Source organism: Mesobacillus sp., assembly GCF_057785455.1.
In genome coordinates, this window is record NZ_JBYNSB010000012.1 from 108975 (window position 1) to 134988 (window position 26014).

24 protein-coding genes are annotated in these 26014 nt (G+C 39.8%); 1 reads left to right on the top strand and 23 read right to left on the bottom strand.

The window, feature by feature from the left end; genetic code table 11:
• The first annotated feature begins 4 nt into the window (after positions 1 to 4).
• Positions 5 to 1057 (top strand): M20 family metallopeptidase, encoded by a 1053-nt coding sequence (locus AC3EBE_RS03160; protein WP_488593556.1) that lies wholly within the window; start codon positions 5 to 7, stop codon positions 1055 to 1057.
• A gap of 30 nt (positions 1058 to 1087) precedes the next feature.
• Here AC3EBE_RS03160 and AC3EBE_RS03165 read toward each other — a convergent pair whose 3' ends face one another.
• The 23 genes from AC3EBE_RS03165 to sipW all read right to left on the bottom strand — a co-directional run bounded on the left by AC3EBE_RS03165 (position 1088) and on the right by sipW (position 25999).
• Positions 1088 to 2269 carry a hypothetical protein gene (locus AC3EBE_RS03165; protein ID WP_488593557.1) on the bottom strand — a complete coding sequence of 394 codons (1182 nt, stop codon included), beginning with the start codon at positions 2267 to 2269 and terminating at the stop codon, positions 1088 to 1090.
• 134 nt (positions 2270 to 2403) lie between these two features.
• On the bottom strand, positions 2404 to 3582 hold the full coding sequence (locus AC3EBE_RS03170; protein WP_488593558.1) for an HD-GYP domain-containing protein: 1179 nt from the start codon (positions 3580 to 3582) through the stop codon (positions 2404 to 2406).
• A 208-nt stretch (positions 3583 to 3790) separates the two neighbouring features.
• Positions 3791 to 5017, bottom strand: a complete 1227-nt coding sequence (locus AC3EBE_RS03175) for an ATP-binding protein (RefSeq protein WP_488593559.1) — start codon at positions 5015 to 5017, stop codon at positions 3791 to 3793.
• A 174-nt stretch (positions 5018 to 5191) separates the two neighbouring features.
• On the bottom strand, positions 5192 to 5548 hold the full coding sequence (locus AC3EBE_RS03180) for an SCP2 sterol-binding domain-containing protein (RefSeq protein ID WP_488593560.1): 357 nt from the start codon (positions 5546 to 5548) through the stop codon (positions 5192 to 5194).
• Between the two features lie 216 nt (positions 5549 to 5764).
• Positions 5765 to 6556: an ABC transporter permease gene (locus tag AC3EBE_RS03185; protein ID WP_488593561.1), complete on the bottom strand. Its 792-nt coding sequence runs from the start codon at positions 6554 to 6556 to the stop codon at positions 5765 to 5767.
• Between the two features lie 11 nt (positions 6557 to 6567).
• Positions 6568 to 7356, bottom strand: a complete 789-nt coding sequence (locus AC3EBE_RS03190; protein ID WP_488593562.1) for an ABC transporter permease — start codon at positions 7354 to 7356, stop codon at positions 6568 to 6570.
• Entirely contained in the window at positions 7331 to 8356 is a 1026-nt protein-coding gene (locus AC3EBE_RS03195; protein ID WP_488593563.1) for an ABC transporter ATP-binding protein, read from the bottom strand. Before AC3EBE_RS03195 ends, AC3EBE_RS03190 begins: the two co-directional genes overlap by 26 nt.
• A 290-nt stretch (positions 8357 to 8646) precedes the next feature.
• Positions 8647 to 9738, bottom strand: a complete 1092-nt coding sequence (locus tag AC3EBE_RS03200) for an acyltransferase family protein (protein WP_488593564.1) — start codon at positions 9736 to 9738, stop codon at positions 8647 to 8649.
• Between the two features lie 39 nt (positions 9739 to 9777).
• Entirely contained in the window at positions 9778 to 10551 is a 774-nt protein-coding gene (locus AC3EBE_RS03205; protein WP_488593565.1) for a glycosyltransferase family 2 protein, read from the bottom strand.
• A gap of 50 nt (positions 10552 to 10601) precedes the next feature.
• Positions 10602 to 11957 carry a sugar transferase gene (locus tag AC3EBE_RS03210; RefSeq protein WP_488593907.1) on the bottom strand — a complete coding sequence of 452 codons (1356 nt, stop codon included), beginning with the start codon at positions 11955 to 11957 and terminating at the stop codon, positions 10602 to 10604.
• A 129-nt stretch (positions 11958 to 12086) separates the two neighbouring features.
• The gene (locus tag AC3EBE_RS03215; protein ID WP_488593566.1) at positions 12087 to 13736 is read right to left on the bottom strand and encodes a glucosamine inositolphosphorylceramide transferase family protein; all 1650 of its coding nucleotides are present in this window, start codon (positions 13734 to 13736) and stop codon (positions 12087 to 12089) included.
• Between the two features lie 18 nt (positions 13737 to 13754).
• Positions 13755 to 14807 carry a glycosyltransferase family 4 protein gene (locus tag AC3EBE_RS03220; protein ID WP_488593567.1) on the bottom strand — a complete coding sequence of 351 codons (1053 nt, stop codon included), beginning with the start codon at positions 14805 to 14807 and terminating at the stop codon, positions 13755 to 13757.
• Positions 14782 to 16062: an O-antigen ligase family protein gene (locus tag AC3EBE_RS03225; protein WP_488593568.1), complete on the bottom strand. Its 1281-nt coding sequence runs from the start codon at positions 16060 to 16062 to the stop codon at positions 14782 to 14784. Before AC3EBE_RS03225 ends, AC3EBE_RS03220 begins: the two co-directional genes overlap by 26 nt.
• Before the next feature lies 1 nt (position 16063).
• The gene (locus AC3EBE_RS03230) at positions 16064 to 17521 is read right to left on the bottom strand and encodes an oligosaccharide flippase family protein (protein ID WP_488593569.1); all 1458 of its coding nucleotides are present in this window, start codon (positions 17519 to 17521) and stop codon (positions 16064 to 16066) included.
• Positions 17522 to 17545: 24 nt separating this feature from the next.
• On the bottom strand, positions 17546 to 18181 hold the full coding sequence (locus tag AC3EBE_RS03235) for a CpsD/CapB family tyrosine-protein kinase (RefSeq protein ID WP_488593570.1): 636 nt from the start codon (positions 18179 to 18181) through the stop codon (positions 17546 to 17548).
• Positions 18174 to 18908, bottom strand: coding sequence for a YveK family protein (locus tag AC3EBE_RS03240; RefSeq protein ID WP_488593571.1), 735 nt, complete (start codon positions 18906 to 18908; stop codon positions 18174 to 18176). The genes AC3EBE_RS03235 and AC3EBE_RS03240 overlap by 8 nt, the downstream gene beginning before the upstream one ends.
• Positions 18909 to 18926: 18 nt before the next feature.
• Positions 18927 to 19853 (bottom strand): NAD-dependent epimerase/dehydratase family protein, encoded by a 927-nt coding sequence (locus AC3EBE_RS03245; protein ID WP_488593572.1) that lies wholly within the window; start codon positions 19851 to 19853, stop codon positions 18927 to 18929.
• Positions 19854 to 20290: 437 nt separating this feature from the next.
• Positions 20291 to 21841 (bottom strand): SulP family inorganic anion transporter, encoded by a 1551-nt coding sequence (locus tag AC3EBE_RS03250; RefSeq protein WP_488593573.1) that lies wholly within the window; start codon positions 21839 to 21841, stop codon positions 20291 to 20293.
• A gap of 123 nt (positions 21842 to 21964) precedes the next feature.
• On the bottom strand, positions 21965 to 22261 hold the full coding sequence (locus AC3EBE_RS03255) for a DUF5658 family protein (RefSeq protein ID WP_488593574.1): 297 nt from the start codon (positions 22259 to 22261) through the stop codon (positions 21965 to 21967).
• Positions 22262 to 22430: 169 nt separating this feature from the next.
• The gene (locus AC3EBE_RS03260; RefSeq protein WP_488593575.1) at positions 22431 to 23408 is read right to left on the bottom strand and encodes a TasA family protein; all 978 of its coding nucleotides are present in this window, start codon (positions 23406 to 23408) and stop codon (positions 22431 to 22433) included.
• 57 nt (positions 23409 to 23465) lie between these two features.
• Positions 23466 to 24377 carry a post-COAP-1 domain-containing protein gene (locus AC3EBE_RS03265; RefSeq protein WP_488593576.1) on the bottom strand — a complete coding sequence of 304 codons (912 nt, stop codon included), beginning with the start codon at positions 24375 to 24377 and terminating at the stop codon, positions 23466 to 23468.
• A 93-nt stretch (positions 24378 to 24470) separates the two neighbouring features.
• Positions 24471 to 25340: a TasA family protein gene (locus AC3EBE_RS03270; RefSeq protein WP_488593577.1), complete on the bottom strand. Its 870-nt coding sequence runs from the start codon at positions 25338 to 25340 to the stop codon at positions 24471 to 24473.
• A gap of 83 nt (positions 25341 to 25423) precedes the next feature.
• Positions 25424 to 25999: a signal peptidase I SipW gene (gene sipW, locus AC3EBE_RS03275; RefSeq protein WP_488593578.1), complete on the bottom strand. Its 576-nt coding sequence runs from the start codon at positions 25997 to 25999 to the stop codon at positions 25424 to 25426.
• Between the last annotated feature and the right edge of the window lie 15 nt (positions 26000 to 26014).

Consider the following 26014-nt stretch of genomic DNA (forward strand, 5'->3'; position numbering starts at 1 on the left):
AGTGATGAAGGAACTATTGAAAGAACTGATCCTGATAGACAGCTCCACTAAGGAAGGTGCAAACCAGGCAGTGGAGTTTTGCAAGCAATGGCTGCTTGAACATGATTTACAGCCTGATTTAATCGAGAATAACGGATATAAAATGCTAGTATGCGAGATTGGTTCTGGTGATCAAACGATAGTCTTCAATGGCCATGTGGATGTAGTCACCGGGAAAAAGGATCAATTTATTCCTGTTGAAAAAGAAGGGCGTTTATACGCACGCGGGGCAGCGGACATGAAAGCCGGGGTTGCGGTGATGATGGCTACGATGTCCGAACTGAAGGGCCGGAAGCTTGGAGTGAAAATTCAGCTGCAAATCGTTTCCGATGAGGAAATTGGCGGCTATAATTGCTCGGGATATTTAGTCAAAAATGGCTACCGCGGTGATTTTGTGATTTGCTCGGAACCGACACAGCTCGGTATCGCTCTGCAGGCAAAAGGTGTGCTGCGGCTAGAAGTGGAGGTCACCGGAAAATCTGCGCACGGAAGCCGTCCATGGGAAGGCGAAAACGCGATAGTGAAGGCTTATAAAGTTTACGAAAAGATTTGCGGTCTGCCTTTTACAAAAGAAAACTCGGAGTTTTACCCTTCACCATCCGTCAACCTTGCGATTATTGCTGGCGGCGAAGTCTTCAATAAGGTTCCGGACCAGTGCTTGATGTCGCTTGATATCCGCTATCTTCCAGGACAGAATCCCGATTTGATTATAGAGCAAATCAAAAATGTCTCCGGCGGTGAAGTGCGCGTTGGCCTTCATGGGACTCCGGTAGCGACTGAAAAGGATGACCCGTTCATCCAATCGCTGAGACCTGTCGTTGAAAAGCATATCGGCGGTGAGGCTGTCCTGTTTGGCCAGCATGGCGCGGCAGATACACAGTATTTTTCAGCACACGGGATTCCGGCAATCGAATTCGGGCCAAGCGGAGGCAACTGGCACGGTGACGATGAGTTTGTTGAGCTGCAGTCGATTGAAACTTATAAAGACATTCTAATTGATTATGTGACGAAGTTTTAATACTGAAAAAGACAGCCCCCGGCTGTCTTTTTAACTGCTTGTACGATATTTTTTTGACCAGGAGTAGAGGAGCAGCCCCAACACTAGGACAATTTGCAGCAAAAAGACAGCCGAATCCCAAAAACGGATGGTGGTGAATGGCGCTGTTAGCCCTGGAAGCATGATTTTCTTTATGGCGAATATGAATTGCGGAATATAATAGTAGGCAGCGATCGCTATCGTTAAAATAACACCTGCAATATAAAAAATAGCGTATCGGCGGATGAATTTTTCTTCACCGGGAAAAGCTGCTGTCTGGCTGACCCTGAGGAACGGCAGCCACTTGCTCAGCATGTTGCGTCCATTCTCCATTAAGTTATAGCAGCCAGTCCAGTTTTCGAATACATAATAAAGGTCCGTTTTCATAAATACCGCCGCCTGATACACAAGGCGGATGAAAGTATCTAAAACGACAATTTTAAGCAACGCTGTCATGATAGTTTCTTGGTCTGTGAAAAACTGTACGGAAAGTGCTAAAAACAGAACCGTCATATCAAAATACATTCCAGCCAGGTAAAGCCTGTTGCGCCTTTCAGCAGGCAGCTTCCACACCTGAGACATATCCGTTTCGAGCACGACAAAAAATAAACGGTGCCCCAGTTCAATCCTTGCAGGCAATCCCTCCGACCGGACCGCCAGCACATGGCCGACTTCATGCAGAAGCACGAGAGCTGTTGTTATGATCAGCCATGCCGCAACGTTTTCCAGCATTAGGTCGAAAACAAATAAATCTTTGTACTGCGGGAATAGGTCAGGCTTTATAACCAGCATAGCAACACTGGCGGCAAGCAGAACCAGGTAAAGAGTAGAACTAATGTTATTAAAAAAGAAGCGGCCTAGACTGGTTGGAATCCAGGTGAATCCATGATGACTTTTTTGGACTTCCTTGCTGTGAATAGCTTCCCCATCGATTTCACTCACCAGCCCAAGCTCCAGCAGCTGGCTGACAAAATCGAGGATGTCCACCTCTTCATTGGGGTAGTTTGCTTTAAGCCTGTTTTCGATCTCATCAAGCGGTATGGATTGGTTGATCAGTTCGATTGCGTCGATGCTGATTTTGGGCATTTCGTAGAAGTCGTTGGTGGCCTTGTCTTCAACGACAAAGTGTTTTTTTTGTTTCAAAACACTTAATTTACGCAGGGATACTTTTGTATTAAATGAAATCTTCATCATATTAACATCGCCATGAAAAAGTTAATGGGATACTCAACGTATCCCATCAATTTTTTAAATCCCAACAAAAATACACCACCAGCAAGTTGTCTTCACTTTTGACAGCTTTCGGATTTTCATGGCGTATCCTCCTCTTACATAATATATGCTTTAACAGGGGAGTCCTTGTCCCAATGATAGCTTTCGTGAAAGTCGACCCACCTTGGAAAAACCTTTTCGAACAACTCTACAATTGCAGGATCAAATTGTGTACCTTTGCCTTCAATAATTCTTTTATATGCTTCTTCAACGGGCATCGCTGCTCGATAAGACCTTGAGGATGTCATCGCATCAAATGCGTCGGCCACAGAAACAATTCTTGCAAGCAGAGGAATTTCTTCCCCTTTTAGCTGTTCCGGATAACCCTTGCCATCCCATCTTTCATGATGTGATTTTATGACCCCAATGCTGCTATCTGAGAGGCCATCTACCTTGACAATAGCATCTGCGCCAACTTTCGGATGAGTTTTGATAATATCAAATTCTTCTTTCGAGAGTTTTCCTGGTTTTGTCAGGATTGTATCAGGAATGTTAACTTTGCCTATATCATGCAACAGACATGCATAGTTAAATGATAATAACTCCTCTTTCGTAAATTTCCCGGTTTCGATTGCAAGAGACATGGCATAGTGTGCCACACGCTCGCTGTGTCCTCTTGTATAAGGATCTTTTAATTCTATTGTGGCAATTACACCTTTTACAATTCCGTCTAACTGCTCATTGTAAGATTCCTTAATAGCGTTCACATATACTTGAAATCTTTTTAATAAAATAAAACCTATAGCTGAAATTACAGCAATTAAAGTAAGCGGCAGAAGAGTCAATTTCGAGTGCAACAAAATCCCAAAAAGTGCATATTTTGCAATAAGACCTGAACAAACTACCATAAAAAATCTAGTATTTATGAAAAATGGAGCAAATAATATAAATAATATTTCTGCAGAATTACCGCTTCTATATTCCTGATTTGAACCTAGATAAATCACTAATTCGTTTCCTATTGATATCGATATGTAACTAATTACAAAGAAATACTTTACCAGAAACAGCTTCCCTCTTTTTATCAGATAAAGAGAAGTCGGCAAAAGTAAAACCAGGAAAAAGTACATCGCAAAATTAATATCCTGAGGCAACTGTAGATCAATATTTTTATAGATTGTGTGATAGAATACTTCATATGAAAAGTAGATGATATAAAACAAGGTAAGAAACCACTTCAGTGCCCGTTGTTCTTCATTTATTATTGCTGGATCATGATTTATGTCTCTATACATGCTGATACCTCACAAGTTCTTTCTGCCTGCCCTATTCTTTTTATCGCCAAAATAACAAATTACTTAATAGATTAGTTTTTAAATCCCCAATATAAGTCTATTAACCTATTGAATTGACAACAATCGACAACTTTCTCCATTATAAACCAAAAGGACTATACAATGTATAGTCCTTTTGGTTTATTTATTGGAAAAATTCATCAAAAACTTAATTTTTTAACGGAAGGGTGACTGTAACGGCCGTCCCTTTTTCGATTTCACTAGCAATGGAGAAGGTCCCTTTATGTTCTTCGATGATTTTTTTCGTGACCATCAAGCCTAAACCTGTGCCATTTTGCTTGGTTGTGTAGAAGGGTTCCCCTAGTTTCGAGAGTGTTTCGGAATTAATTCCACAGCCTTGATCTGTAATCTTGATTACTGCCATATCGGCATTAATTGCAGATAGAATGTTGATGGTTCCGCCTCCTGGCATTGCTTCAATGGAATTTTTGACTAAATTAAGGAAGACCTGCTTTAATTGGTTGTCATCACAGGTCAACACCGGTGAATCTTTGAGTTCAAATTCTATTTTTATACCCTGTCGTTCTGCATGGACCTTTATTACATTAATGACATATTCAATGATATCTGCTAGATTCTTTTCGCTCTTCAGGGCCGTATTCGGCTTGCCAAGAATTAATAGGTCCGTCACAATTGAATTGATTCGATCAATCTCATTGAGCATGATTGGATAATATTGGTCGCCTTCTTTATCCTTTTCCTGCTGCAGCTGGGTAAACCCTTTCAAGGATGAAAGTGGATTCTTGATTTCATGGGCAATTGCTGTTGCCATTTGTCCAATAACAGCAAGCTTCTCCTTTTGTCTCATGTCCTCATTTATCGCTTGGATAGCATTCAGATAAGATTGGAAACGTGTAAGTAATATCCATGCAATTACTCCGATAAAGATAATTAATCCTAAAGCAAATAGAACTTCCGCTGATTTAAAAATTAATCCGGTAATTAAATACTTTATAAAAAATCCAAGAGTAATAATCCAAAAGAACCGTTTATTCACAAAAATTGGCGAAAACAATATAAAATACACTTCTAATATATGCCCGCTGCTAAAGTCTTTATCCGTACCCCAGTAGATCATTATGTTATTAATAATATCTAATAAAACAAAGGAAAAGAAATACATGTATTTTATTTTTTCAGGAGTATCCTTCTTGGCCAAATAAATTGCAATCGGAAGCAAAGCAAAGAGGATGAAATGAAAGATAAAACCCATTCCACCTTCTGGCATTCCTCTAGCCTCATGGTTAAAATAAGGAATAATATAATAATATGATAGGTCGTAGGGTAACAAAATTATATAAAAAGTCCATAAAAAGAACTTCACAGCTTTGACTTCTTCAAAAATCAGTACTGAGTTTTTCTTAAATTGATTCATCTGAATCTCCTAATTGTAATATTTCGATAGTCATATTATAGCAGGATGTGTCTAATCTTGTTACTTTTTGTCATTTAATAAAGTGAGGTTTTTAATAAATATTTTTTATGGGGCTAAAGGAAATCTTTATATTAAAAAAGGAATCAGGCGATTTCGCGCCTGATTCCTTTGGTTTTATGCTGTTTCACTTATATTATATTCATTAAGTATTCCTTCGAGCTTCAAAGCCAGCCCCATGCTGCCCTGGATTTTAAGCTTGCCAGTCATGAAAGCAGCGGTACCATTTAGTTTGCCCATAATCATTTTCTTAAAGTTTTTGTCCGATAGTTTCAGTGTGCAATCTGCTGTTTCCTGAGAACCTTCAACTACGCGAGCGGACCCATTTGAGATAATCAGCTGGAAAGTGCCGCTGTCATCCCCGGTAATATCATACTGATAAATTATATTCATCCCTTGAATCGGCTCAGGATTCTCATTCATCACCTGCTCAACCTCATGCCAAACCTCTTTCACAGAACTAGATTCCAACATCCCACGCACCCCTATCAAACTTAGAATATACATCCATTCTACCTGTAAGAAGCTTCCATAACAATACGATAATGAACGGCTATTCAATTTATGAACCCGACATTCGCAGGGTCTTTAACACTCTAAAGCAGTGGGGGTCTGACCCCCACTGCTTTAACGTATTAATGCGCCGGGGGTCTGACCCCCGGTGCGGTGGTGTGCTAAAGCATCGCCTGTTTAGCTGCCTGTGCTGGCGAAGGCTTTTAGGCCTTTGTTCCAGAAGGCGTAGGCGATGACGCAGCATACTACTGCTGCGACTGGTGTCCACAGGGCGAATTCTTTGTAGCCTGATTTATCGATGAAGTAGGCTGCTGGATAGAATGCTGTGAATCCGTATGGGATGATCCATGTAAGGAACATTCGGATCCCTTTGTGATAGATTGTCAGCGGGTATCGCGCAAAGTCGCTCAGGTTGAAAACAGCCCAAACAATCGGCAAACTGTCGATCATCCAGAAGCTGAATGTCGCAAAGAACAGATTGATTGCGACAAAAATTAGACCCGAGGAAATGATCATCACGATAAGCATGGCGATTTCAGCTGCTCCCCAAACTAAGCCGAGCTGTGGAATTGCGGTGCCCAGGATAATCAAGCCGATGATCAGCTGGCCAAAACCATCCTGATGCAGCCTATCAGCCACAACATGGAACAGCGGATTCACCGGCCTGATCAGCAAGCGATCTAGCTTTCCTGGCCTGATATACTGCCACCCCAAGGTCCATAAATTATCAAAGAAAATCTGATGGATTGAACGGCCCGTTGCCGCAATCCCATAGATAAATAATATTTCGTAAAAGCCCCAGCCATTTATTTGCTCAATGTGGTCAAAGACCACTTTTACAAAGAAGATGGAAGCGAACTGCTCGAGCATGACGGAGGCGACTCCGATCAAGAAGTCGATGCGGTATTCCATCATCACCTTCATATGGCTCTTCGCGAACTCCCAATATAGTCTTGTATAACGGCGCATACTATCCCCTCCTAACCTCCAAAAATCGTAATCTGTTTAATCGCCTGTGACCAGATGAACCTGACCAATACATACAGCAGCACGAGCCAGAACAACTGGACGCCAAGTGCCATATAAGCATCCGTTCCGCTGATCAAGCCGGAATAAATCGATACCGGCAGATAGACCATCGCTTGGAACGGCAGAAATTCCGTGATGGTACGAAGCCAATCCGGGAACAATGTGATTGGCACAAGTGCTCCAGAGAAAAACGTAATCAGCGATTCTTTCAGTACCCGCACTCCCCAGACATTGACAGTCCAGAACGCAAGCACTCCGACAAGGAAATCGAAGAACGTCCCAATCCAAATTCCAGCCAATGCACTAAGCACGAATAAGATAATCGTCTCAGGCGATTTAGGGAATGAAAGATCCATAAAGAAATAGGCAATCAAAATCATCGGGATCGTTCCCTGAATTAAGTACATAATCTTACTGCCTACATCGACCGCGAACATCTTAAAAATCATATCGTAAGGACGCATCAGCTCAATGGCAACCTGGCCGTCCTTGATATTTTCCGCAAGCTCATTCCCGACACCGCCGACAAAGCCCTGCAGCAGCATCGCGATGACAATATAAGTCAGCATCGTTTCTAAATTAATATTTTCGATCGTCGACTGGTTGGCATATACCGCCTGCCAGAAGAAATATATGATCAGCAGGCGCATGATGGCAGACAAGGTTCCCGCCCAGTACCATGCGGAATATGCCGTATTCTCCTGCATCCGCCCTTTAGCTATTTGCCAATATTTCCTCATGCTCTCCCCCCTGTTCCTGCTTGTTGTAAAGCTCTTCTACGATACTCTCAATCTTAGGATCGGCAATGTTCAAATCGCCAATTTCGTACAGGCTCATCATTTCGGAAATGACGAACGAGCTTTTCACGGCTTCATGGTCAAAAGAAAGGCTGACCTTCGTTTCCTCTTCGTTCGGTAAAATTTCCACCTGGCCTTCAAGAGATGCTGGCAATACGAATTTTTCCACCTCTGCAAGCTCAAAGTGAATGACCCGTTTTTGCCCGAATTGCTTCTTGATTTCATCCAGCCCGCCATCATAAAGAATTGTTCCGCCATCAATGATGATGATCCTGTCACAGATTTCCTCGATGTCCTGCATGTCATGTGTAGTCAGCAGCACTGTTGTGCCCCAGCGCTGATTCATTTCTTTTATAAACTTGCGGATCTTTACTTTTACCGCGATATCAAGGCCGATTGTCGGCTCATCCAGGTAGACAACGGAGGGCCTATGCAGGAAGGCCGCAGCCAGTTCACAACGCATTTTTTGCCCGAGAGAAAGCTGCCTGACCGGAATGCTGAGAAGCGGCTCAAGGTTAAGGACCTCCGTGAACATTTCAATCGTTTCCTGATATTGATGCTCGGGAATCTCATAAATATGCTTTAAGAGATTATAAGACTCGCGCACCGGAATATCCCAGAACAGCTGCGTCCGCTGTCCAAACACCGCCCCGATATTGACCGCGTTCTTCTGGCGGTTCTCATAAGGAATGAGCCCATTCACCGTCACCTTCCCAGATGTCGGCGTCAGGATTCCCGTCAGCATCTTGATCGTCGTAGACTTGCCCGCGCCATTCGCCCCAATATAGCCAACCGTCTCCCCCTGCTCAATGGAAAAGTTAATCCCCTTCACCGCACGCTTCGTTTCATACTTCCTGTTAAAAAGTGACTTGATCGCGCCCTTAAGACCGGGGTCGCGTTTCACCAATTTGTATTCCTTCTTCAAGTTTTCAACTGTAATCATCTATTTAATCATTCCTTTCATCCGAGAACATACATTCGTTTTTCAGGCACAAAAAAACCACAGACATGCAGTCTGTGGTTGACGCAGCTATTCCATAGAGAAATAAACTTATCTACACACGATACAGGCAGGCCGAAGTTGAGCTTATGAAATTGATTGTTGCTGCTCCATTGATTGTAATCATTTCGACTGCCTCCTTTGCTTAAGTACTTTCACATTATAACTTTATAAGAAAAATATGGCAATTAATTTCCCGAAAAATTATTAAACTTCAAAATGTAGAATAAATTTTATGTTTTAGTTTCTTTCAAATGGAAATTATCTAATACTCCATCCTCTATAGGATTATATTTAGTAATAGGTTGGTTGGGTTTCTTATTGCCGGTTAACAGTTTCCTTTTTAATAAAGTATTCAGTGGTTTTTCAATTAATATATAGACCAAACAGCATGAAATCGTGGTTAAAAGAACCAAAAATAATAACGACATATCTTTCCCGATAATATCCACTAACCCTGACCAACCCAGCACTAATAAAAATAGGCTCAAAAGAGGTCCATGTACTATATAGATTGAATATGACGCATCTCCCAAAAACGTTAAAATTGTAGGAACTCTTCTTGGCTTTTTATCTTTTTCAGCTATTCCGAGCATAATTAACATAGAAGAAATACAAAAGAATAGCGCGGAATGTAAAATAAATAGGTGAGCTATATTATTGATCCACATAAACAAAAAACCCATTAAGCCTAAAACAATCCACACGGTTGGATACTTTATATGAAACCTCAAAATAAGCAAGGCTACTAAGGAGCCTAAAAGCACTTCAATACTGCTGAAGCTGAATACAAATGACTCTATAAAAACCAGATATTTCATTTCGACTAATACAGTCAATATAATCCATATTAATATAATGGATTTCATTATTCTCGGTTTGAAAATTAAAGCAGCAAATAAGAGGTAGAAAAAAATAATATGCTTAAGCGACCACGCAGACCCTATAACAGGATTTCCTTCTATGAAAACAAGTGAGTTAAGTATTTTGGAACCTGAGTACCCTGACCCAAATATAAACGCTATGATTAAGACTAACACAGTCGTTATCCAGTAAAGCGGGAGAATTCGAATGGCCCGTTTCAACAGGAATTCTCCTGCTTTCCCGGGAACACCTATTTGTTTATGGTATAAATAATAAATCATAAATCCAGTTACGATAAAAAAGAAATCTACACCGCCAGTCCTTTCCCAGGCACCCATGTTTAACCAGTCATACTTATGCTCTGCATAAAATTCATTATTCGCATGGCCTAATAATACAAACAGAATAGCAATTGCCCTTGAGACCTGTACATAAGAAAGCCTTCTTTCCGGATACTGCATATTTATCCCCCATTTGCATGTATCAAGCCATACAATAAATTAAATGGTCTTAGAATGTTTTTTTAAAGCATTGATTGAATAGTGGGTAAAGTACCAAATGGAAAATGGAATACTGATTTTCCCCACTTTTCGGTAGGTGTTCCATGTTTTTTTGGCAGAAATTAGTTTGTTGCTTGACAGAGAATTGCTGCACTTCCTGTAAATCGCTAATTCCTCGTTTAACCCATATGCAATCGTTCCAGAGGAAAGAATTTTCAGCCAAAGACCAAAATCCTCGGAACAATCCCTGTCCGGCGGCATGCACACATCTCCAATTAACCTTTTATCCAAAATAACTGTCAATGTTCCTATCATTGTATTTTTCAGCAAAGATTTGTAGTCCAGCTTTTTGGGTACATGGAAAATAACATTAGATATATCACCTTCCTCATTCATTATTTTGTAGTTTGTAAACGAAAAGGCGATATTGTTTTTCTCCATAAATTCCAGCTGGCGCTCCAGTTTCTGAGGAAGCCACATATCATCACTGTCCAGGAACGCAAGATAATTCCCCTTAGAAAGGCTAATCGCTTTATTCCTGGCTTCAGCTGGCCCCCCGTTTGATTCCATTTGCCATAATCTGATTCTAGGTTCTTCTTGCATTTCCTGTCGGATGATTTCAACTGTTTGATCTGTAGAACCATCATCTACAATAATCATTTCCCAGTTTTGGTATGTTTGTGATTTTACGGAATAAATAGCTTCTGTAATATATTTGGATGCATTGTATGTCGGAGTAATAATAGAAACAAGATTATCGCAAGATGAATCCATAATCATATCTCCTTCCTAAACATCACATTCACGAGTTTTGTGAGAAATTCTTATCTGCTTAAGGCCTTTCCTTTTTCCTTCACTTTTAGCATAGGGAGCTCTTTAGTTTCATTTTCTGCCTTTATGCCTTCTGCCTGCGCAGGCTGGAACACCACCCTTATTGTTTGAAGCAAGATTTTAAGATCAAACAATAGAGAGTAATTCTGAATATAGAAAAGGTCATAACGTAATTTATCTTCAACAGTGGTGGTGTAATTCGCCAGCACTTGAGCATAACCAGTTATCCCGGGTTTAACATTAAACCTGAATTCATAGTGGGGAAGCTCCTGCTTAAACTGGCTGATGAAATAATCCCTTTCTGGACGTGGTCCGATAAGACTCATCTCTCCCTTTAAGACATTGATTAATTGAGGCAGTTCATCTAGCCGTACTGCCCTCATAAATTTCCCCAAAGGAGTGATCCTTGGATCCTTTTCAATTGCCAGGACTGGTCCTGTTTTGGCTTCAGCATTCTGGATCATACTTCTGAATTTATAAATAAAAAACGGTTTTTCATTGCTGCCAATTCGTTGTTGCTTGAAAATAGCAGGTCCTTTGGATGTAAGGGGAATCAGGTAGTAGAATAATAGGAATATGGGGCTGGATAAGACTAGTAATATCAAAGAACAAACTATGTCAAATATCCGTTTGATTACTTTATCTTTTACAGTGAGGGCAGGGTGATAAAGGGAAATGACTGGCATATCATCTATTTGCCTAATTGACGCACCTTGTAATGTTAATTCAAAAAACTGGGGAACTACTAAAACTTCCTTTTTCTTTTTTAGGGAGTATCTAACAACTTCATCCAAGAACGGCTTTTCCAGATCCGAACTTAGCATCAAAACATCACATAAATTGATTGACCGCTTAATTTCCGCACTATTTTCCTTCGTAAAAATACCAACCAGTTCAAACCATCCTTTAGAGTGATTAAGTATTTTTCCGGTTAAATGGCTTGCGGCATTCAAGTCCTTTCCAATAACAATAACTTTCTTAATGCCATAAAATTTTTTATATACAGCCCAGATGGTTAACCGTAATAAACTCAACATTGCCCCTTCGATAAGGAGTAAAGTAGTTATGAAGACAAGGCCATGTGAAGATAAAGGTTTAATATACGAAAACAAAAGTGCTCCCGCATAAACCAGAATCATCGATAGAATAATTGAATAAAGTATTTTCAAAATATTTAGCTGCCGCCAATCCGCATATAAATCATATAAATAAAAAATCATTAGAATAAACGGTATTACAATTAACACCTCAGACTTTAGGCTGCTAACGGAAATCGGCAAGAAATAATAAAACAGTAATTCAGCAGTAATATAGAAGCCCAGACAAAGGAAAGCTAAATCCACCAGCATCAAGTTAAAAAAAGTGCTTCTAGATGTCAACCTGTACCCCTCCCGCTGTTTGTTAGCCTTCTCATGCTTATCAAGCCTGCAACACTTTCTTTATAAAGAACACCGAGAAATAACAATGCCTATAAGACATTACTTCTCCTCCAATGTTATGCGATTATCCTGAATGCATATTTTCTGCTCTTGTACTGATACCTGTTCAATTTTTTTGGGTTTATATTTATAAAGCTTCCGGAAAAAATGGCCAATATGATAATCAATCCGCTTTCCATCTAATACGGTCATATTTCCAGCTGCCGTGATGGTGTGAAGTCCATCTGGATATAAACTTTCAGCAGCAGGTACGATCTGTTTAACTGTCTCTTCCTCAAACTGAGTTGGAGTCAGTATCTTAATTTTATTCAATGAAATTTTTCCGCCATAGGTTTCAGAACAATCCTGAGCAGGCCTATATAAGTCTCCACCATAAATAAATGGAGTTCCTGCCGGTCTGGAGGACCGTATATCGATCTTCACAGGATTCATCTGGTGCTCCTGCCAGTCTCCCATGAGATCGTCAGAATAAAAAATGTATAGCTCGTTATTATGGCTTTGCTTAGTGGAATTTGCTTTTGTGCAGAACAGCCACCAGCAATCCCCTGTATTAATGACCGTGGAATCAACGCCAGGGAAATTGCCTATAATCGTCCTGACTTTTTTCCATTCGCCTGTTTCTTGATTTAGTTGATAGATGGCAACCTCATTCTTCTCAGATGTCTCTGGTATACAATAAATCTCATTTTCATGTTCTAAAATATAAGGATAGGACATATGGGAAGATGAACTTATAGTCTCCCGGAAAAATGAACAACTTGGTTCCTTATTTTCATTGTGAAAAAGGGCTGCCTCACTAATAAAGCCCTTAACGACTCTGTGGTCAACCTCCTCCATGATTATTCGTATTTGATCTTTGTTCCTATAAACAAAGGGATCAGCAAGATACATATCTTTTCTGGCAATCAGCCACTGTATATCCATCTTTTCATCACCTAATAAAATACTGCTGATTGGTTTATTGACAATACCAACGTTCCAATATTCATAACGGAAAAGCCTGGAATAGATTTTCCTCATTTTGTGTCCAATAATCTTTATTAAAAAAAGCGGAAGGTTCCTTTTTTGCTGATGTTTTGGATAGTGTGACACCACTTCTTCTGGTTCTCTATTGAAATAGTTTGCATTTTGCAGAAAGATATCCTTGCAAACTTGCGCTGGCCACAATGCTGCTGATTCGACAATGAGCTCTCTTGATTGTGTAACCGATTCTTTTATCGCTGAGAAATGGCCTTGCTTCAGAATCAGGTATTTATTACCTGGTTCAAGCTTACGAAGAGCTGCAAAAATAACACCATTAGTCGAACAAATAGCAGAATAAAGACCTCTCCATCCAGGAGCAAAATTGAACTCCCAGATTCCATATTTTGCAGATTTCAAGATATCTCCCTCAATCTTTCTAGAGCTAAGATTCAGTATAAAGTCTAGCTGCATCAATTTTATCTGTTCCACCTGCTCTGCAGAAATGGATCCGCTACATTCAACCCTGGCCTGATTGCTGTTTATTATTCCTTTTACATTCAGCTTCTTGGCGAAGGTAAAGCCATAATGATTTTGCTTATCTTTGAAATCAATAACTGCACAGCACTCTCCAATCCTAAGAGTTTCAAGCTCTTTTATGACCCTTGAGTGCCAATCCATAATCTTTTGATTGTCGCAAATAACTGCATATTTCAATGTTCCTTCCATGCCCTCCACTCCCGAAGTTCACCCAAAGGTTAAATATTCTGCTAGCGTCTGCTGAATCATTTGCTCTAATGAAAAATCCTTCTCGACCTTTTTCCTCGCCTGATTTATGAGTTTCATCCTGAATTGAGGATTAGTTTTCAGATCCAGTATGTGGCTGCTGAATTCTTTTGGGCAATGCTGGCTTATTAAAACTCCCGTTTCGCAATGATTTACCGCTTCCTTAATCCCACCCTTATCAATGGAAAGAACAGGGGTTCCCACTGCCATCGATTCAATAACAACCATCGGGAAAACTTCCCTGTGCGAGGTTAATAGGATTACATCCATCTCTTTGATGAATTCTTCTGGATTATGGACCTCGCCAATCATCATCACCTTTTCAGATAGATCAAGGTCCCTGATTTTTCGGGTTATGCTCTCTTTTTCAGGTCCATCTCCTGCAATATAAAATTCCAGTTGCGGATGGTATCTCAACTCGTCAGCAATATTAATAAATAGCTCATGGTTTTTTTCTTCGGACAGCCTTGCTAGTATACCGATTTTGAAGCTTTCTTCGTTATTTATTTGATGGAATAAAAACTGTCCCAAATCCACTCCGTTATAAATGGTTTTGATTTTTTTGCTATCAATCCCCTGCTTCAGCAGGTTTTCTTTTTCAAAATCACTTACAGTAATGACTTTATCAACATGCTTATTCAATAAATATTTAAAACCCTGCTTAAACTTTCTTTCTAATACAGTAATATTGTGTTTTGTATAGATTACTTTTAGCGGCCTGCCGATTAGCTTTTTTATCAAAATGCTATATAGTACCATTCTTAGGCTGTTTGCATGAATTAATTCGATTTCCTTCTCTTGGATTAACCTAGCCAGCTTCTTGATATTTTTCAGATGCTGGTCCCTGCTCAATAAGGTAAGCTTTTCTTTTCGCCTGATTCTTTCATATAATTTGCCGTCAGCAGCAGCAAAATAAAATGTAATCTCTGGGTGGACCAAATTATTCTCCAGCTTGCAGTAATATATCTCAGCCCCACCCATTGCTAATTTATCGGTTAATAGTAAGATGTTCATGATAAGCGGCTCCTTTTATCGGTCTAACTTTCCTGCCTTTAATTGGGATGTTCGCCTTTTCCTGTTGCTCCCTATCGCTTTGATGCAAGTAAACAGAAAGTATAGCTATATACAGGAAAAACATATCGTTGATAATGACTGAAAGAAACCCCATTTGAAGGACCATTCCCAGGAAAGCAAGAAATAGATATGGACTTGTTTTATGAATCCGTCGCTGCAGGAGCTTTATAAAAACCAGGGTTAAAAATAACCCGTAACTAATAAATCCGAGAAGGCCAGACTCTGCCAAAATATCCAAATAGGTATTATGAGCAGTAAGCGGATCACCATTTTCAAAGAAATTGTAATCCGAAAAATTAAATGCCCCGATTCCCACCAAAATATTAGAATTAAAATATTCCCATGCCCGTTCCCAGAGCACTAGCCTGCCGCTTCCACCATCCTCTGAAAAATCTTCCACCCTGGATTGAAGAATAGAATAAATATCAAATTTCATCAGGCGCATGGCAATATATCCAACAATCGATAAGGAGGCGGATATGCCCATGACTAATTTCAGTTTCTTTACTGGCTTATTCAAAAGGACATTCACTACCACGAGTAAAAAAATAACAAGAAGCCCTCCTCTGGAAAAGGTCAATAAGTTGGTGAAGATAACCAGTATCAGGCCGATCTTATTTTTCCGGGATTCAAAATGGCAAAGATAATAGGCAAAGAAAATAGTATTATAAAAGACAAAGAAATTCGGATCCTGCATTAAACCTATTAACCTGGGATAATTCCGGTCGACCATCACTCCCAACGCGGATATTCTTTCCTCTGTCTCGAAAATGAAGTTCAAACTCTTCAGCCCTGCAAAATAAAAAATCAAACTTGCTCCATTGAACAGGATTCCCACATTTGAGAGTGCATTTAAAACGTCATCCTTACCTGTTCTCCCGATAATGTTCTTCATCACAAAATAACAGGATATATAAATTAAAATTCCCACAAGAATCCTTGCACTGGAGACCGGATAGAGCGAAAAAGCTCCTGTGAAGGAATACATAAGGTAAAACAATAACATCGCCATCTCATAGACATGCAGCCTATGAAAGTAAAAGGAGCCAAAATGAATGGCAAAAAACAGTATGCAAAAAATCATGTATGGCTTTAGTGCAAAACCAAGATAAAGGTTGAATTTTGCTAACATTAGGAACAAAATAAGCCAAAACACAGCCGTGCTATATCTATTTGAGGGTATGTTATTGTTCATTTCATGCCTCCTGATTCCCCTCAGATACAAAAGTTTTTCTGGCATTTTTTGATTTAAAGAATGTAAAAAATTTATTCTTCATTTCTTTATCCACAAGCAGTACTGTAACTACCAAGAGCGCATTGATCGCAAGTGCCAGAAAAGGAATCTGATTAAAGAAGAAATCTGTTGCAAGGAGACTGAATAGCGAAAAAACCAAGTATGGAATGAGTGTATTTTTGGCCAAAACCCATCGTCTTGAGGAACACAGCCAAAACCCAAGGAGGGCAACTGATTCCATAATCACACCAGCCATGGCAGCACCTGTTACTTCATATGTTTTACTTAAAAGGAAATAGAGGATAATTCCTGTAAATACCGATATTCCTTGTACAACCATTCTCTGGAATTGTTTCCTGCTGGTCGTCAACCCATCTGCAAGTGCAATGCTGATTGCCTGCAGAAAAAGCAGGAGCGATAAAATCTTTAGAGGAAATCCTGCATCAGCCCATTCCTCACCAAACAGGATTGACACAATAAAGCCTGACAGGTGATAAAAAGGTAAGGTCATTAATATGCCAACGAGCGCCATCAGCTTAGTTTGAAAATGTAAAAGCTTTAAGTGCTCAGCGATTAGGTTTGAGTTAAACGCTTTAAACAATACAGGATAGAAAGCCCCTGCAACGATAAAAGGAATTTGCTGCAGGGCCTGTGGAATCCGGTAGGCAACCGCAAAAAGCCCGACTTCATTCAATGAAATGGTTTTTTCCAATATGATCGGTCCAATATGGGGCAGCATCACAAACAAAAGCCCGGCAAACATAAAGGATCCCAGATTTTGCAGCAATCCCTGATGGAACTCACATTTCAAATCAATCCTGACATTTCTTCTGAGTAAATAGATCGAAAATAAGCCTGCGAAGAAATAAGAAAGCCCATATAGGAGACAAAATATGATGGGATCAAAATGAAATAAGAATCCCGCTCCAAGGGCAGAGACCAATATAATGGATGAAACAATACGAATCAAACCGCAATATTGCATTTTTTCCATTAACTGAAAGTATGTTATGCCAATGCTTTGTAGGGATATCCCCATTACCAAAGGTATGATTAAATAGAAGGCGGTCTGAAGCAGCTCCCTGTTCCCCGGATTCAGGAAAACGATAAGCATAAAGCCGACTGCAAATGTTCCTAATAAAAGGGCCCCTCTCATTTTTATATAAGAGGAAATCAGGATGGAAATGCTTACCTCCTTCTTTGAACCTTCTCTTAAAACGATGTCACTCAGGCCTGCATCAGTAAAATATCCCATGATCATTGCAAAGGCCAAAGCTACACTGAACAATCCATAATGATAAGATTGCAAATAATTTGCCAATAAGATAAGTGCCAATGCATTCAATGCGCTGGATAATGCAGTACTATAAAATAAGTGTCCAATGTTTTTTGCAATGGAATTTTTTCGGCTTTTCTCCATGAACTTTACCTGCCTTATACAGCATTAACCAGCCTGATAAATGACACCCAGGATTTCTATATTGGACCTCCTTAAGTTTTCCATTATCTTAAAAGCAGAGCTTTTCTTTGTTTTATTTTCTTCAATAACAAGAATGATGCCATCGCACTGGTTAGCTAGCACCAGTGGGTCAGGGGCTTCAAGCAATGCCGGGACTTCAAACAGGACGATATCATATTCTGTTCTGCATTCTTCGGCGAATTTTTTTATCTTGCTGGTTATCCAAAATTCCGAAGGACTGAAAACGAGCGATCCCACAGGTAAAACAGACAGCCAGGGAATGTCGGTCATGATGATGTTCAGCATGAGGCTCTCTTCATTAAGGATTACATTCGAAAAACCAGTCTTATTGCCAACATGAAATAATTCATGCAATGTCGGGTTATCAATATTAGCGTCAATCAATAAAACTTTTTTCCCTTGCTCAGCAAAAGCTATAGCCAGATTTGCTGTTACAGCAGATTTTCGTTCATTTTCTTCAGGGGCTGTAACCATCAAAAGGGCTGGACCATGATCGAACATTAATTCCAGATTGGTACGAATCACACGGAATTGCTCGCTGCTCATACGGGGAGCCAGGAAAGTTGTGTTCTGATTTTTCTCTTTATACCTTTTAAACACTTAATCCCCCCCTTTCCTCGCCCTTTGCAAATTCCACATGAAGATGATGCTGATCATCGCCCTCCATTTCTCCGCCAAGATGTACGTGCCCTAACAATCTTATGCCTAAAAGCTCTTCGACCTCTTTACTATCCTTGATTGAATCATCAAGAAACTCCTGCAATAGGGCCAACCCTATTCCAAAAAACAAACCGATTATTCCGCCAATCGCTATATTCAATACAGTACTCCCTACCCTTTTTACAGCCGGATGCTCTTCAGTGTTTGCCAGAACTTTAATCTCTGAAACTCCAAATAATGCATTCATTTTATCAACAGTTGTATTTACTATGGTTTCAGAAATCAGCTGTGTTTTTTTGGGGCTGTTGCCTCTGACAATGACACTGATTATTTGGGAATCCTTATTGTTCTTAACGACGATTTTGTCTTCCAATTTCTCATCCTTGAAATTAAGGTCCTTTTGTACCGAATTAAGGACTGTAGGACTCTTAATAAAATCCTTTGTAGATGCAAGCAGCATATAGACTTCCTGGGTCTCGCCATAGTAGCCTTCTTCTTTTTTTAACTTCCCTACTACAATGTTCTCAGTTGCCTCATAAGTGGGTTTCATTACAAATACCGAAACAATGACAGTAAAAATTAGAAAGCACACCAATGTGATGGCAATTGTTACTTTTCTCCTGAGGAGTATTTTCACGAATGTTTTTAAGTCTGTTTTTCCGTCCATGAGTACCTCCAGGTGACTTTATTTACTATCGATGCGCTCACTTTTGCTGCTTTCCACTGTTTCCCTCAGCCCTGCTGAAAAGCTATATGCAGGCTCCCACTTAAGTACATCCCTTGCCTTTTTATTGGATAGGATACTATGTTTTATATCACCGGCTCTTTCATCTAAAAAATTCGGAGAAATACCCACCTTGAACAATTTCGTTAACTCTGCAATCATATCGAGGACAGAGATACGAGTGCCTGAACTGATATTGATGATTTGATTGTCTCCCATTCCTAACGCAGCGATATTCGCTCTGGCAACATCCTTTACAAAAACAAAATCCCTTGTTTGCTCGCCATCACCATAAATATTTATGCCCCGGCCGCTTAGCAGCTTATCTGTAAAAATAGCAATTACACCTGCTTCTCCGTTGACATCCTGCCTGTATCCATATACATTGGAATATCTTAATATCGTAAAAGGCAGATCATAAAGTTTTGAAAAAAGGTGTATGTAATACTCAGCACTAAGCATAGAAACCCCATAAGGAGAAAGTGGTGCGGCATGATGCTTTTCATCTACGGGTAAGTATTGAGGATTTCCGTATAGAGCTGCACTGGATGCAAAAATGAACTTTTTCGTATTATATTTGACACAGTTTTTTAAAAGATTGATCGTTCCAATAATGTTTTCATTACCATCATAAATTGGATCATCTAATGAATTGGATACAGAAACCTGGGCCGCCTGATGAATGACATAATCCGGTTTTTCCTTTAAAAAGATTTCATCTAAATCCTCGAGGATATCTGCGTTATAAAATACAGCGCCTTCAGGTATGTTTCTTTTTTTACCTGAGATTAAATTATCAACTATGACAGTTTCATACTCTCCTTTTAACAGTTCCTCAGAAATATAGGAACCAATAAATCCTGCTCCTCCAGTTACAAGAACCTTCATATTTAGTAAAAACCTCCTTTATCTGCTGACCATAAGGAAGTTTGGCAAATTAATTAGAGCGTTCAAAATGCGTCGAATGTTACCCGATACTCCCGTTTTATCCCTAAGAAGTTACGACTATTTTATTAACAGTTTTAGATATTCATCCTTATTTTTTATAGGAAAATGAATATTTTTTTCGGGACCTTGTGTTTATCTCATATATCTTATATAACGACTCGGTTTTTTATTCCTTACTTTCCCAACAAGTTTTTAACATGCCAGATTAGAAATTTTCAGTTAGTTAATAAGGACCTTTGTGAGTTGTTCACTCCTAAACCAGGCATCGTATTGAAGGGAAGCCAACTTTCAACTACCTGGAAGATTTCTTTTCATAGAAAAAAAAGCCGAACCCTTTGTTCCTGAGAACTTTGGGTTCGGCCTATGAGACTTAGCTTTTACATATTTAAAGAAGCTGCATTTTTTTCGATTTTAGTAGTTCTATTAATATATTTCATAAGTCCTTCTACATCCTCGAAATGCCCTGCAGAACCGAAGCGCTGGAATACATTCATTTTACGGAGAATCCCTCCAAGGTCCAAATCATTGCCAACAAGATAAAGAGTCTGTCCGCGTTCCTTCAGCTGATCCTTAAGCTGCAGCAGCAGCAATGCACCTGAAGCATCGACCACTGTGACCTTTTCCAGGTCGATGGCGATTTCGGGGCTTCTGTCAGAACTGATCGTTTTCGTAATCAGCTCTGTTGCTCCAAAATAAAGCGGGCCTTCTAGTGTATAAACCTGTAGGCTCCCCTCTGACCGGCTGGAAATCTTAAAGCCTTCCTCACTCATTCGCTTCATGAAGATCAATGCGCTCATCACGATTCCGACTCCAACTGCTACCATCAAATCGATGGCGACTGTCAAAATCATCGTCACCAGCATGACCGCTGCGTCGGTTCGAGGTTCGTCCTTCAAGATTTTCAAGCTGTCGTAATCAAACATCGTGATACCAGTCATGATTAAAATCCCGGCAAGGACGGCAAGCGGAATCTCTTCAGCCAGCGGTCCGAACACGAGCATGAACATCAGCAGGAACACACTGTGGACCATTGCCGAAATGGCTGTTTGCCCGCCGCTCCGCAAATTGACCACAGAACGGACGGTTGCACCCGCACCAGGCATCGCTCCGAACAAACCAGCTAGTGTGTTACCAATCCCCTGTCCAATCAATTCTTTGTTGCTTTTATGCTTTGTGCCAGTCATATTGTCCATAACGACGGAAGTCAGCAATGAATCAATCGATCCCAGAACCGCGATGCTCAATGCAGCCGGAATCAGCTGGATGATTGTCGTAATATCCGCTGCAGGCAAATGGAATTGAGGCAATCCCTTCGGTATCTCCCCGATTCTCTCAACGCTGTCAAAAAAAATAAAATCATTAATGAACGGCAGTGTGAAGTGAACAGCAGGCACTACCTTTTCCAGCAGAATGACTGCCACTGTCCCTAAAATCAATGCCATCAGGCTTGGCGGAATGAACTTGATCCACTTGATCGACATAAGCATGAAAGCGATTGTTAAAAGAACAACTAAAAAGCTGCCTGTCACATACTGCAGCTGCCCCATGATAATGATGATGGCGATTCCGTTCATGAATCCGCTGACCACTGGCAATGGAATGAATTTAATATAATTGCCTGCTTTTAAAAGACCGAACAGGATTTGGAACAACCCGCCGAGGAATGCTGCTATGAATGCATATTCAAGCCCCTTCGTTGCTACAATTCCGGTAAAAATAATCGTGATCGGCCCGGTCGGACCTGTTACCTGACTCTTCGTCCCGCCAAAAAGAGCAGCAAAGAACCCGGTGATGATGGCACCATACAAACCAATGATGGCTCCATCAGAATTTCCCGTCGCCTGCATCCCGAAAGCCAATGCAAGCGGCAGCGCCACAATCGAAACTGTAATCCCGGCCAACAGCTCACGCTTGAGCTTCTCAAACATGTACGATACGCCTTCCTTCTTATGAGTATAAGAAAATTATACTGCTGTTAAAGTGGCTATTTATTATGGAAATAGTAAAATGCAGTGAACTTTTTGAGGGGTGATAGGGAGGCACTGACCGGTTCAGAATACCTGCACCAGCCAGTATCCATGCATGGTTGCAACAGCTGTGTAAAAGAAGGCAGCAAAAACCGTGACACCTTTTAGCAAAGAAGATCGCGGAACATGATTAAAGAGTATAAATAATAGAAGGAAAAATGATAGAGCAGACTTGATAATGAAGAAAAGTACGGGACTCGACTGATATATTGCATCCATTAGAGGGTTCAATTCCGTGATGAATGAATGCTTGAGGCCGAACCAGGTCACGGCTGCATCGAACAGGTTGAGGATGGTGAGGTAATAGAACAGCAGGATCATAAGCATCTCCTTTCGATGTTCTTTTTTAAGAACATTCGATTCAAAAATAAAGACCATATTTAATATTATTCCCAAACAAACCAGGTCCAACTCTTTCCTGTATAAATTGGTGAAATAGAACTATTTAAACTAAAATTAAGGCCTTGAAGTTTTAGACTCCAGGCCTTAATCAATGATCTCTCCGCGTTCTTCGTCGATTTATCAGCAGCAGTACACTGCCTCCGCCAACCAATAAACCACCTACAAGAAGCATATTATAGTTATTCGTAGCCGTATTTGGAAGTCGGTTCTCGTCTTTAGGAATGACAACCACATCTGTCACATCAGGTGCTGGTTCGCCTGGTTTTTCCCCTGTGCCTGGGTTACCATTATCGTCACCTGGATTTTCGGGATTTCCACCTGGCGGTTCGCAGCCATCCTGGGATGGATTTTGCTCACAGTTTGGTGGCTGTTCACATCCAGATTGGGTTGGATCTTCCTCACAGCTCGGCGGCTGTTCGCAACCAGATTGGGTTGAATACTGCTCACAGCTTGGCGGCTGTTCACATCCGGCTTGGGTTGGATCTTGTTCACAGCTCGGCGGCTGCTCACATCCTGCTTGGGTTGAATCTTCCTCACAGCTCGGCGGCTGCTGACATCCTACCTGAGAAGGATCCTCTGCACAGCTTGGCGGAGTATTCGTTATTCCCTCAGCATAGAAAATGATTTCAGCCTCAGCAGCAGAACCCTGGAACTCATTTCCTAGCTCATAAGGCATGGTTACTTGGAAGAATAAAGTCTCCTGGGAGCCTTTTGATAGAACCCTTGGATTCAGGCCTTTAAAGTCTTTTAATTTGCCATCGAAGAGGACGTAAGTGTCCTTTTTGACTAGTAACAGTAATTCCTCGAATAGACCTTTGTAGGATTTTGTTTCACCTACCATGGCGGTGTATTTGAAGTCTTGTTTGCCGTCGTTTTTGATTACTAGATCTCGAAGCATCGCATCCCCTGGCTTGATGTTAGTTGCTTTAAATAAAACACCATGGGGGTTGGTATTAATGTCAATTTCTCTTTCGGCAGCATTAGCAGAACTATTATTTATGAAGAAAAATAGTAATGAAATAACTATGAATGAAATTTTACATCGAAGGCCGACTTTTAAATTCATGGCATTACCTCACATATTTCATTAGAGAAGCTTATTGAAGCATAATAACAGAAATCTTTACCGATGAATTTGTATGTTTCCACCTGTTAAATTGTCAATTCCTGAATTATAACCAAATAATGAACCTTCTATAATTTCCAGATAAAATAAATCTCTTCTTCCTGGTTCACCGTAATCAACCATCCTTACATGAAGCCTAGCTTCTTTCTTATCCACTTCCCCTTGCACATCAAACTCTATACCTAAAACAATATTGTTTTCTTTTATTTCTGTAACATTGTATGCATTCTCATTAATGTGGATATTTTTTAAAAGCTTACTATCGTGGTCAGTATATTGAAGATTTACGCTCAGGGCATCTTTAGTCGGAATTACATTAAAACCATAAGATTTACCCTTACTTCCTTTTGGCAGCTTTTGCTCAATAGTTCCTCCACCAGTAATCTTCTTAAAACCTAAATCTCTATTGATATATTCTTCTGCTTGTAAAGAAAGTTCAAATTCCGCCGTCTTATATTGCAAATGATTTTGGTTCTGACCTGATTCTACAAATTCAATCTTAAAAACTAATAAATCTTCAGCATTAACAGGTAGATAACGCATATCAAAACTATCTGCATTTACATCTTGGAGAGGGCCATTATAAAGTTCTAAACCATAAGAGTCTTGAATGCTTAACCGTAGAGAATCCAAGAATTCCTGAGACCCTGATTTAAATTCGATTTTAGTAGAATAAGAAAAATTTCTCCTACCACTATTGGTTACTAACAATTCTCTAACTGCCGAATCCCCAGGCTTCATATTGGTTAATTCAAATACGAACTCTGTTGGATCAGCAACAATATCCAACTCTTTTTTTTCTCCATTTATCCATGCTTCTCCACTTGCTGGCTTAGCTATTATTGTTGAAATAATAAAAATACAAGTTAAAGCTATTATTGTTATTAATGAATATATTACCTTGTTCATCTAAAAGACAACCTCCAGAAACTATATGGAGCAATCAATAGATATTATAAAAAGGTGGATTTACACCCACCTTTTTAAATTGCAATTTTGATATTATGGTTGTTTTACTTCATCTTTAGGGTGTGCTTTTTTGTTTTCTTCAGCTGTATAGTCATTAGTCAGTGAATTTACACCATCCCACTGTCTGGCCTCAAGGTTAATACCCATTTGAACAGAGTTACCTTGATATTCATTTTGAGCTTTACCTGAGTCCTTAAATTCAATTACAAATTTTAAATTATCAAAATCACCATTGTCTGCTGGGACTCCGTCATATTCTTCCCAAGGGGAACCATTATTCGATGCAATATTTATTCTTCCTTGACTGTTGTCATTGGTTTCTTGAACCCAATATTTATCCCAATTCACACCCATAGCCGATCTGACTTCACCAGCTACTGTCGCTTTATCTCCACCTGCATAACTAGCATTTGTTGCCTTATAAAGGTCAGCAAGCGTAACTTCTGTACTGCCACCCGATGTAATTAAATCATATTTTTTCCCCTCAGTGCCTGTGGTAAAAATATTAACTACAAATTGATCTAAGAAGTTTAAGGCATTTGCATTTCCGCCAACTCCATTATCATCATCAATGACATTAGCTCCGTTATCAGCATAATTTGCGCTTTGGTTAAACCCTGACCAAGTTAAATGCATTAATACATCTTTAATCGCTAAGCTACCAACATTCTTAAGTTGGAACTCCCTCTCAATTGTATCTCCTGGTTTAAGGTTAGTTAACTTAATTAATTCCTTTGTATCTTGCTGACTTAAATTAACTACTGATAAATCTAGTTTACCTGCTGCGAATGAATTGGAGATCGCTTCAGTATCGTTAAAGTAAGCGAAAGTTCCTCCACCAATTAATGATACCCCCAAAGCTGCTGATGCCATTCCTAATCCTAATTTCTTTTTAATGCTCATTATTTCTCCTCCTAGTTTCCCCTCTTAATGAGGTATGTAATTTATTATTGAACCCTTATGTTTTACATAAGGAATGCAATCATTTAAATAGTTTCTTGGACATCATTTTGCTTCTTAGGGCTTTCGATTTCTTTCAATGCCCTAATGATTGTTACTATTGAATAAGCTAATAACAACAACCCAGGCAAGATAAGCAGTAAAGCTACACCATTTTTGGATTTCGCAAAATCTATGAAATATCCAGCAAGCGGAATAGTAAAACCTGTGTATTTAGCAACTACATTCTGAGCCATAACGGCATTCATATCGGGATCTTCATTATTGTCGCCCTTTGTCTTGAACATTGTTTGATTACCTTTATCCATGACTTCAATAATTCTATGGGTAACTAGTTTATCTTGAGTTTCCATGAAGGTTATTACGTCACCTTTTTTCAGGAGATTAGGGTCTTTAACTGGTTTGACTGCTATGATGGAACCTGTTTTAAAAGTTGGCTCCATTGAACCTGATAGTACTGTTTTTAACTGATATCCCAGGAATTGAGGCTCGCCTCCTGAAGCTTTTGATGAGATGACAACAAAGAGCATGAATACAAATAGTATAAATAATAGAGTTGTTATTAAATTACTTATGATATTCAAGGTTTTTTTCGTGTTCATAGGCTTTCTTCCTTT

Excerpts from the sequence above, each read along its gene's own strand:
- AC3EBE_RS03160 (WP_488593556.1), top strand. The coding sequence starts at position 5 with ATGAAGGAACTATTGAAAGAACTGATCCTGATAGACAGCTCCACTAAG.
- AC3EBE_RS03165 (WP_488593557.1), bottom strand. The coding sequence starts at position 2,269 with ATGATGAAGATTTCATTTAATACAAAAGTATCCCTGCGTAAATTAAGT.
- AC3EBE_RS03170 (WP_488593558.1), bottom strand. The coding sequence starts at position 3,582 with ATGTATAGAGACATAAATCATGATCCAGCAATAATAAATGAAGAACAA.
- AC3EBE_RS03175 (WP_488593559.1), bottom strand. The coding sequence starts at position 5,017 with ATGAATCAATTTAAGAAAAACTCAGTACTGATTTTTGAAGAAGTCAAA.
- AC3EBE_RS03180 (WP_488593560.1), bottom strand. The coding sequence starts at position 5,548 with ATGTTGGAATCTAGTTCTGTGAAAGAGGTTTGGCATGAGGTTGAGCAG.
- AC3EBE_RS03185 (WP_488593561.1), bottom strand. The coding sequence starts at position 6,556 with ATGCGCCGTTATACAAGACTATATTGGGAGTTCGCGAAGAGCCATATG.
- AC3EBE_RS03190 (WP_488593562.1), bottom strand. The coding sequence starts at position 7,356 with ATGAGGAAATATTGGCAAATAGCTAAAGGGCGGATGCAGGAGAATACG.
- AC3EBE_RS03195 (WP_488593563.1), bottom strand. The coding sequence starts at position 8,356 with ATGATTACAGTTGAAAACTTGAAGAAGGAATACAAATTGGTGAAACGC.
- AC3EBE_RS03200 (WP_488593564.1), bottom strand. The coding sequence starts at position 9,738 with ATGCAGTATCCGGAAAGAAGGCTTTCTTATGTACAGGTCTCAAGGGCA.
- AC3EBE_RS03205 (WP_488593565.1), bottom strand. The coding sequence starts at position 10,551 with ATGGATTCATCTTGCGATAATCTTGTTTCTATTATTACTCCGACATAC.
- AC3EBE_RS03210 (WP_488593907.1), bottom strand. The coding sequence starts at position 11,957 with ATGCTGGTGGATTTAGCTTTCCTTTGTCTGGGCTTCTATATTACTGCT.
- AC3EBE_RS03215 (WP_488593566.1), bottom strand. The coding sequence starts at position 13,736 with ATGGAAGGAACATTGAAATATGCAGTTATTTGCGACAATCAAAAGATT.
- AC3EBE_RS03220 (WP_488593567.1), bottom strand. The coding sequence starts at position 14,807 with ATGAACATCTTACTATTAACCGATAAATTAGCAATGGGTGGGGCTGAG.
- AC3EBE_RS03225 (WP_488593568.1), bottom strand. The coding sequence starts at position 16,062 with ATGAACAATAACATACCCTCAAATAGATATAGCACGGCTGTGTTTTGG.
- AC3EBE_RS03230 (WP_488593569.1), bottom strand. The coding sequence starts at position 17,521 with ATGGAGAAAAGCCGAAAAAATTCCATTGCAAAAAACATTGGACACTTA.
- AC3EBE_RS03240 (WP_488593571.1), bottom strand. The coding sequence starts at position 18,908 with ATGGACGGAAAAACAGACTTAAAAACATTCGTGAAAATACTCCTCAGG.
- AC3EBE_RS03245 (WP_488593572.1), bottom strand. The coding sequence starts at position 19,853 with ATGAAGGTTCTTGTAACTGGAGGAGCAGGATTTATTGGTTCCTATATT.
- AC3EBE_RS03250 (WP_488593573.1), bottom strand. The coding sequence starts at position 21,841 with ATGTTTGAGAAGCTCAAGCGTGAGCTGTTGGCCGGGATTACAGTTTCG.
- AC3EBE_RS03255 (WP_488593574.1), bottom strand. The coding sequence starts at position 22,261 with ATGATCCTGCTGTTCTATTACCTCACCATCCTCAACCTGTTCGATGCA.
- AC3EBE_RS03260 (WP_488593575.1), bottom strand. The coding sequence starts at position 23,408 with ATGAATTTAAAAGTCGGCCTTCGATGTAAAATTTCATTCATAGTTATT.
- AC3EBE_RS03265 (WP_488593576.1), bottom strand. The coding sequence starts at position 24,377 with ATGAACAAGGTAATATATTCATTAATAACAATAATAGCTTTAACTTGT.
- AC3EBE_RS03270 (WP_488593577.1), bottom strand. The coding sequence starts at position 25,340 with ATGAGCATTAAAAAGAAATTAGGATTAGGAATGGCATCAGCAGCTTTG.
- sipW (WP_488593578.1), bottom strand. The coding sequence starts at position 25,999 with ATGAACACGAAAAAAACCTTGAATATCATAAGTAATTTAATAACAACT.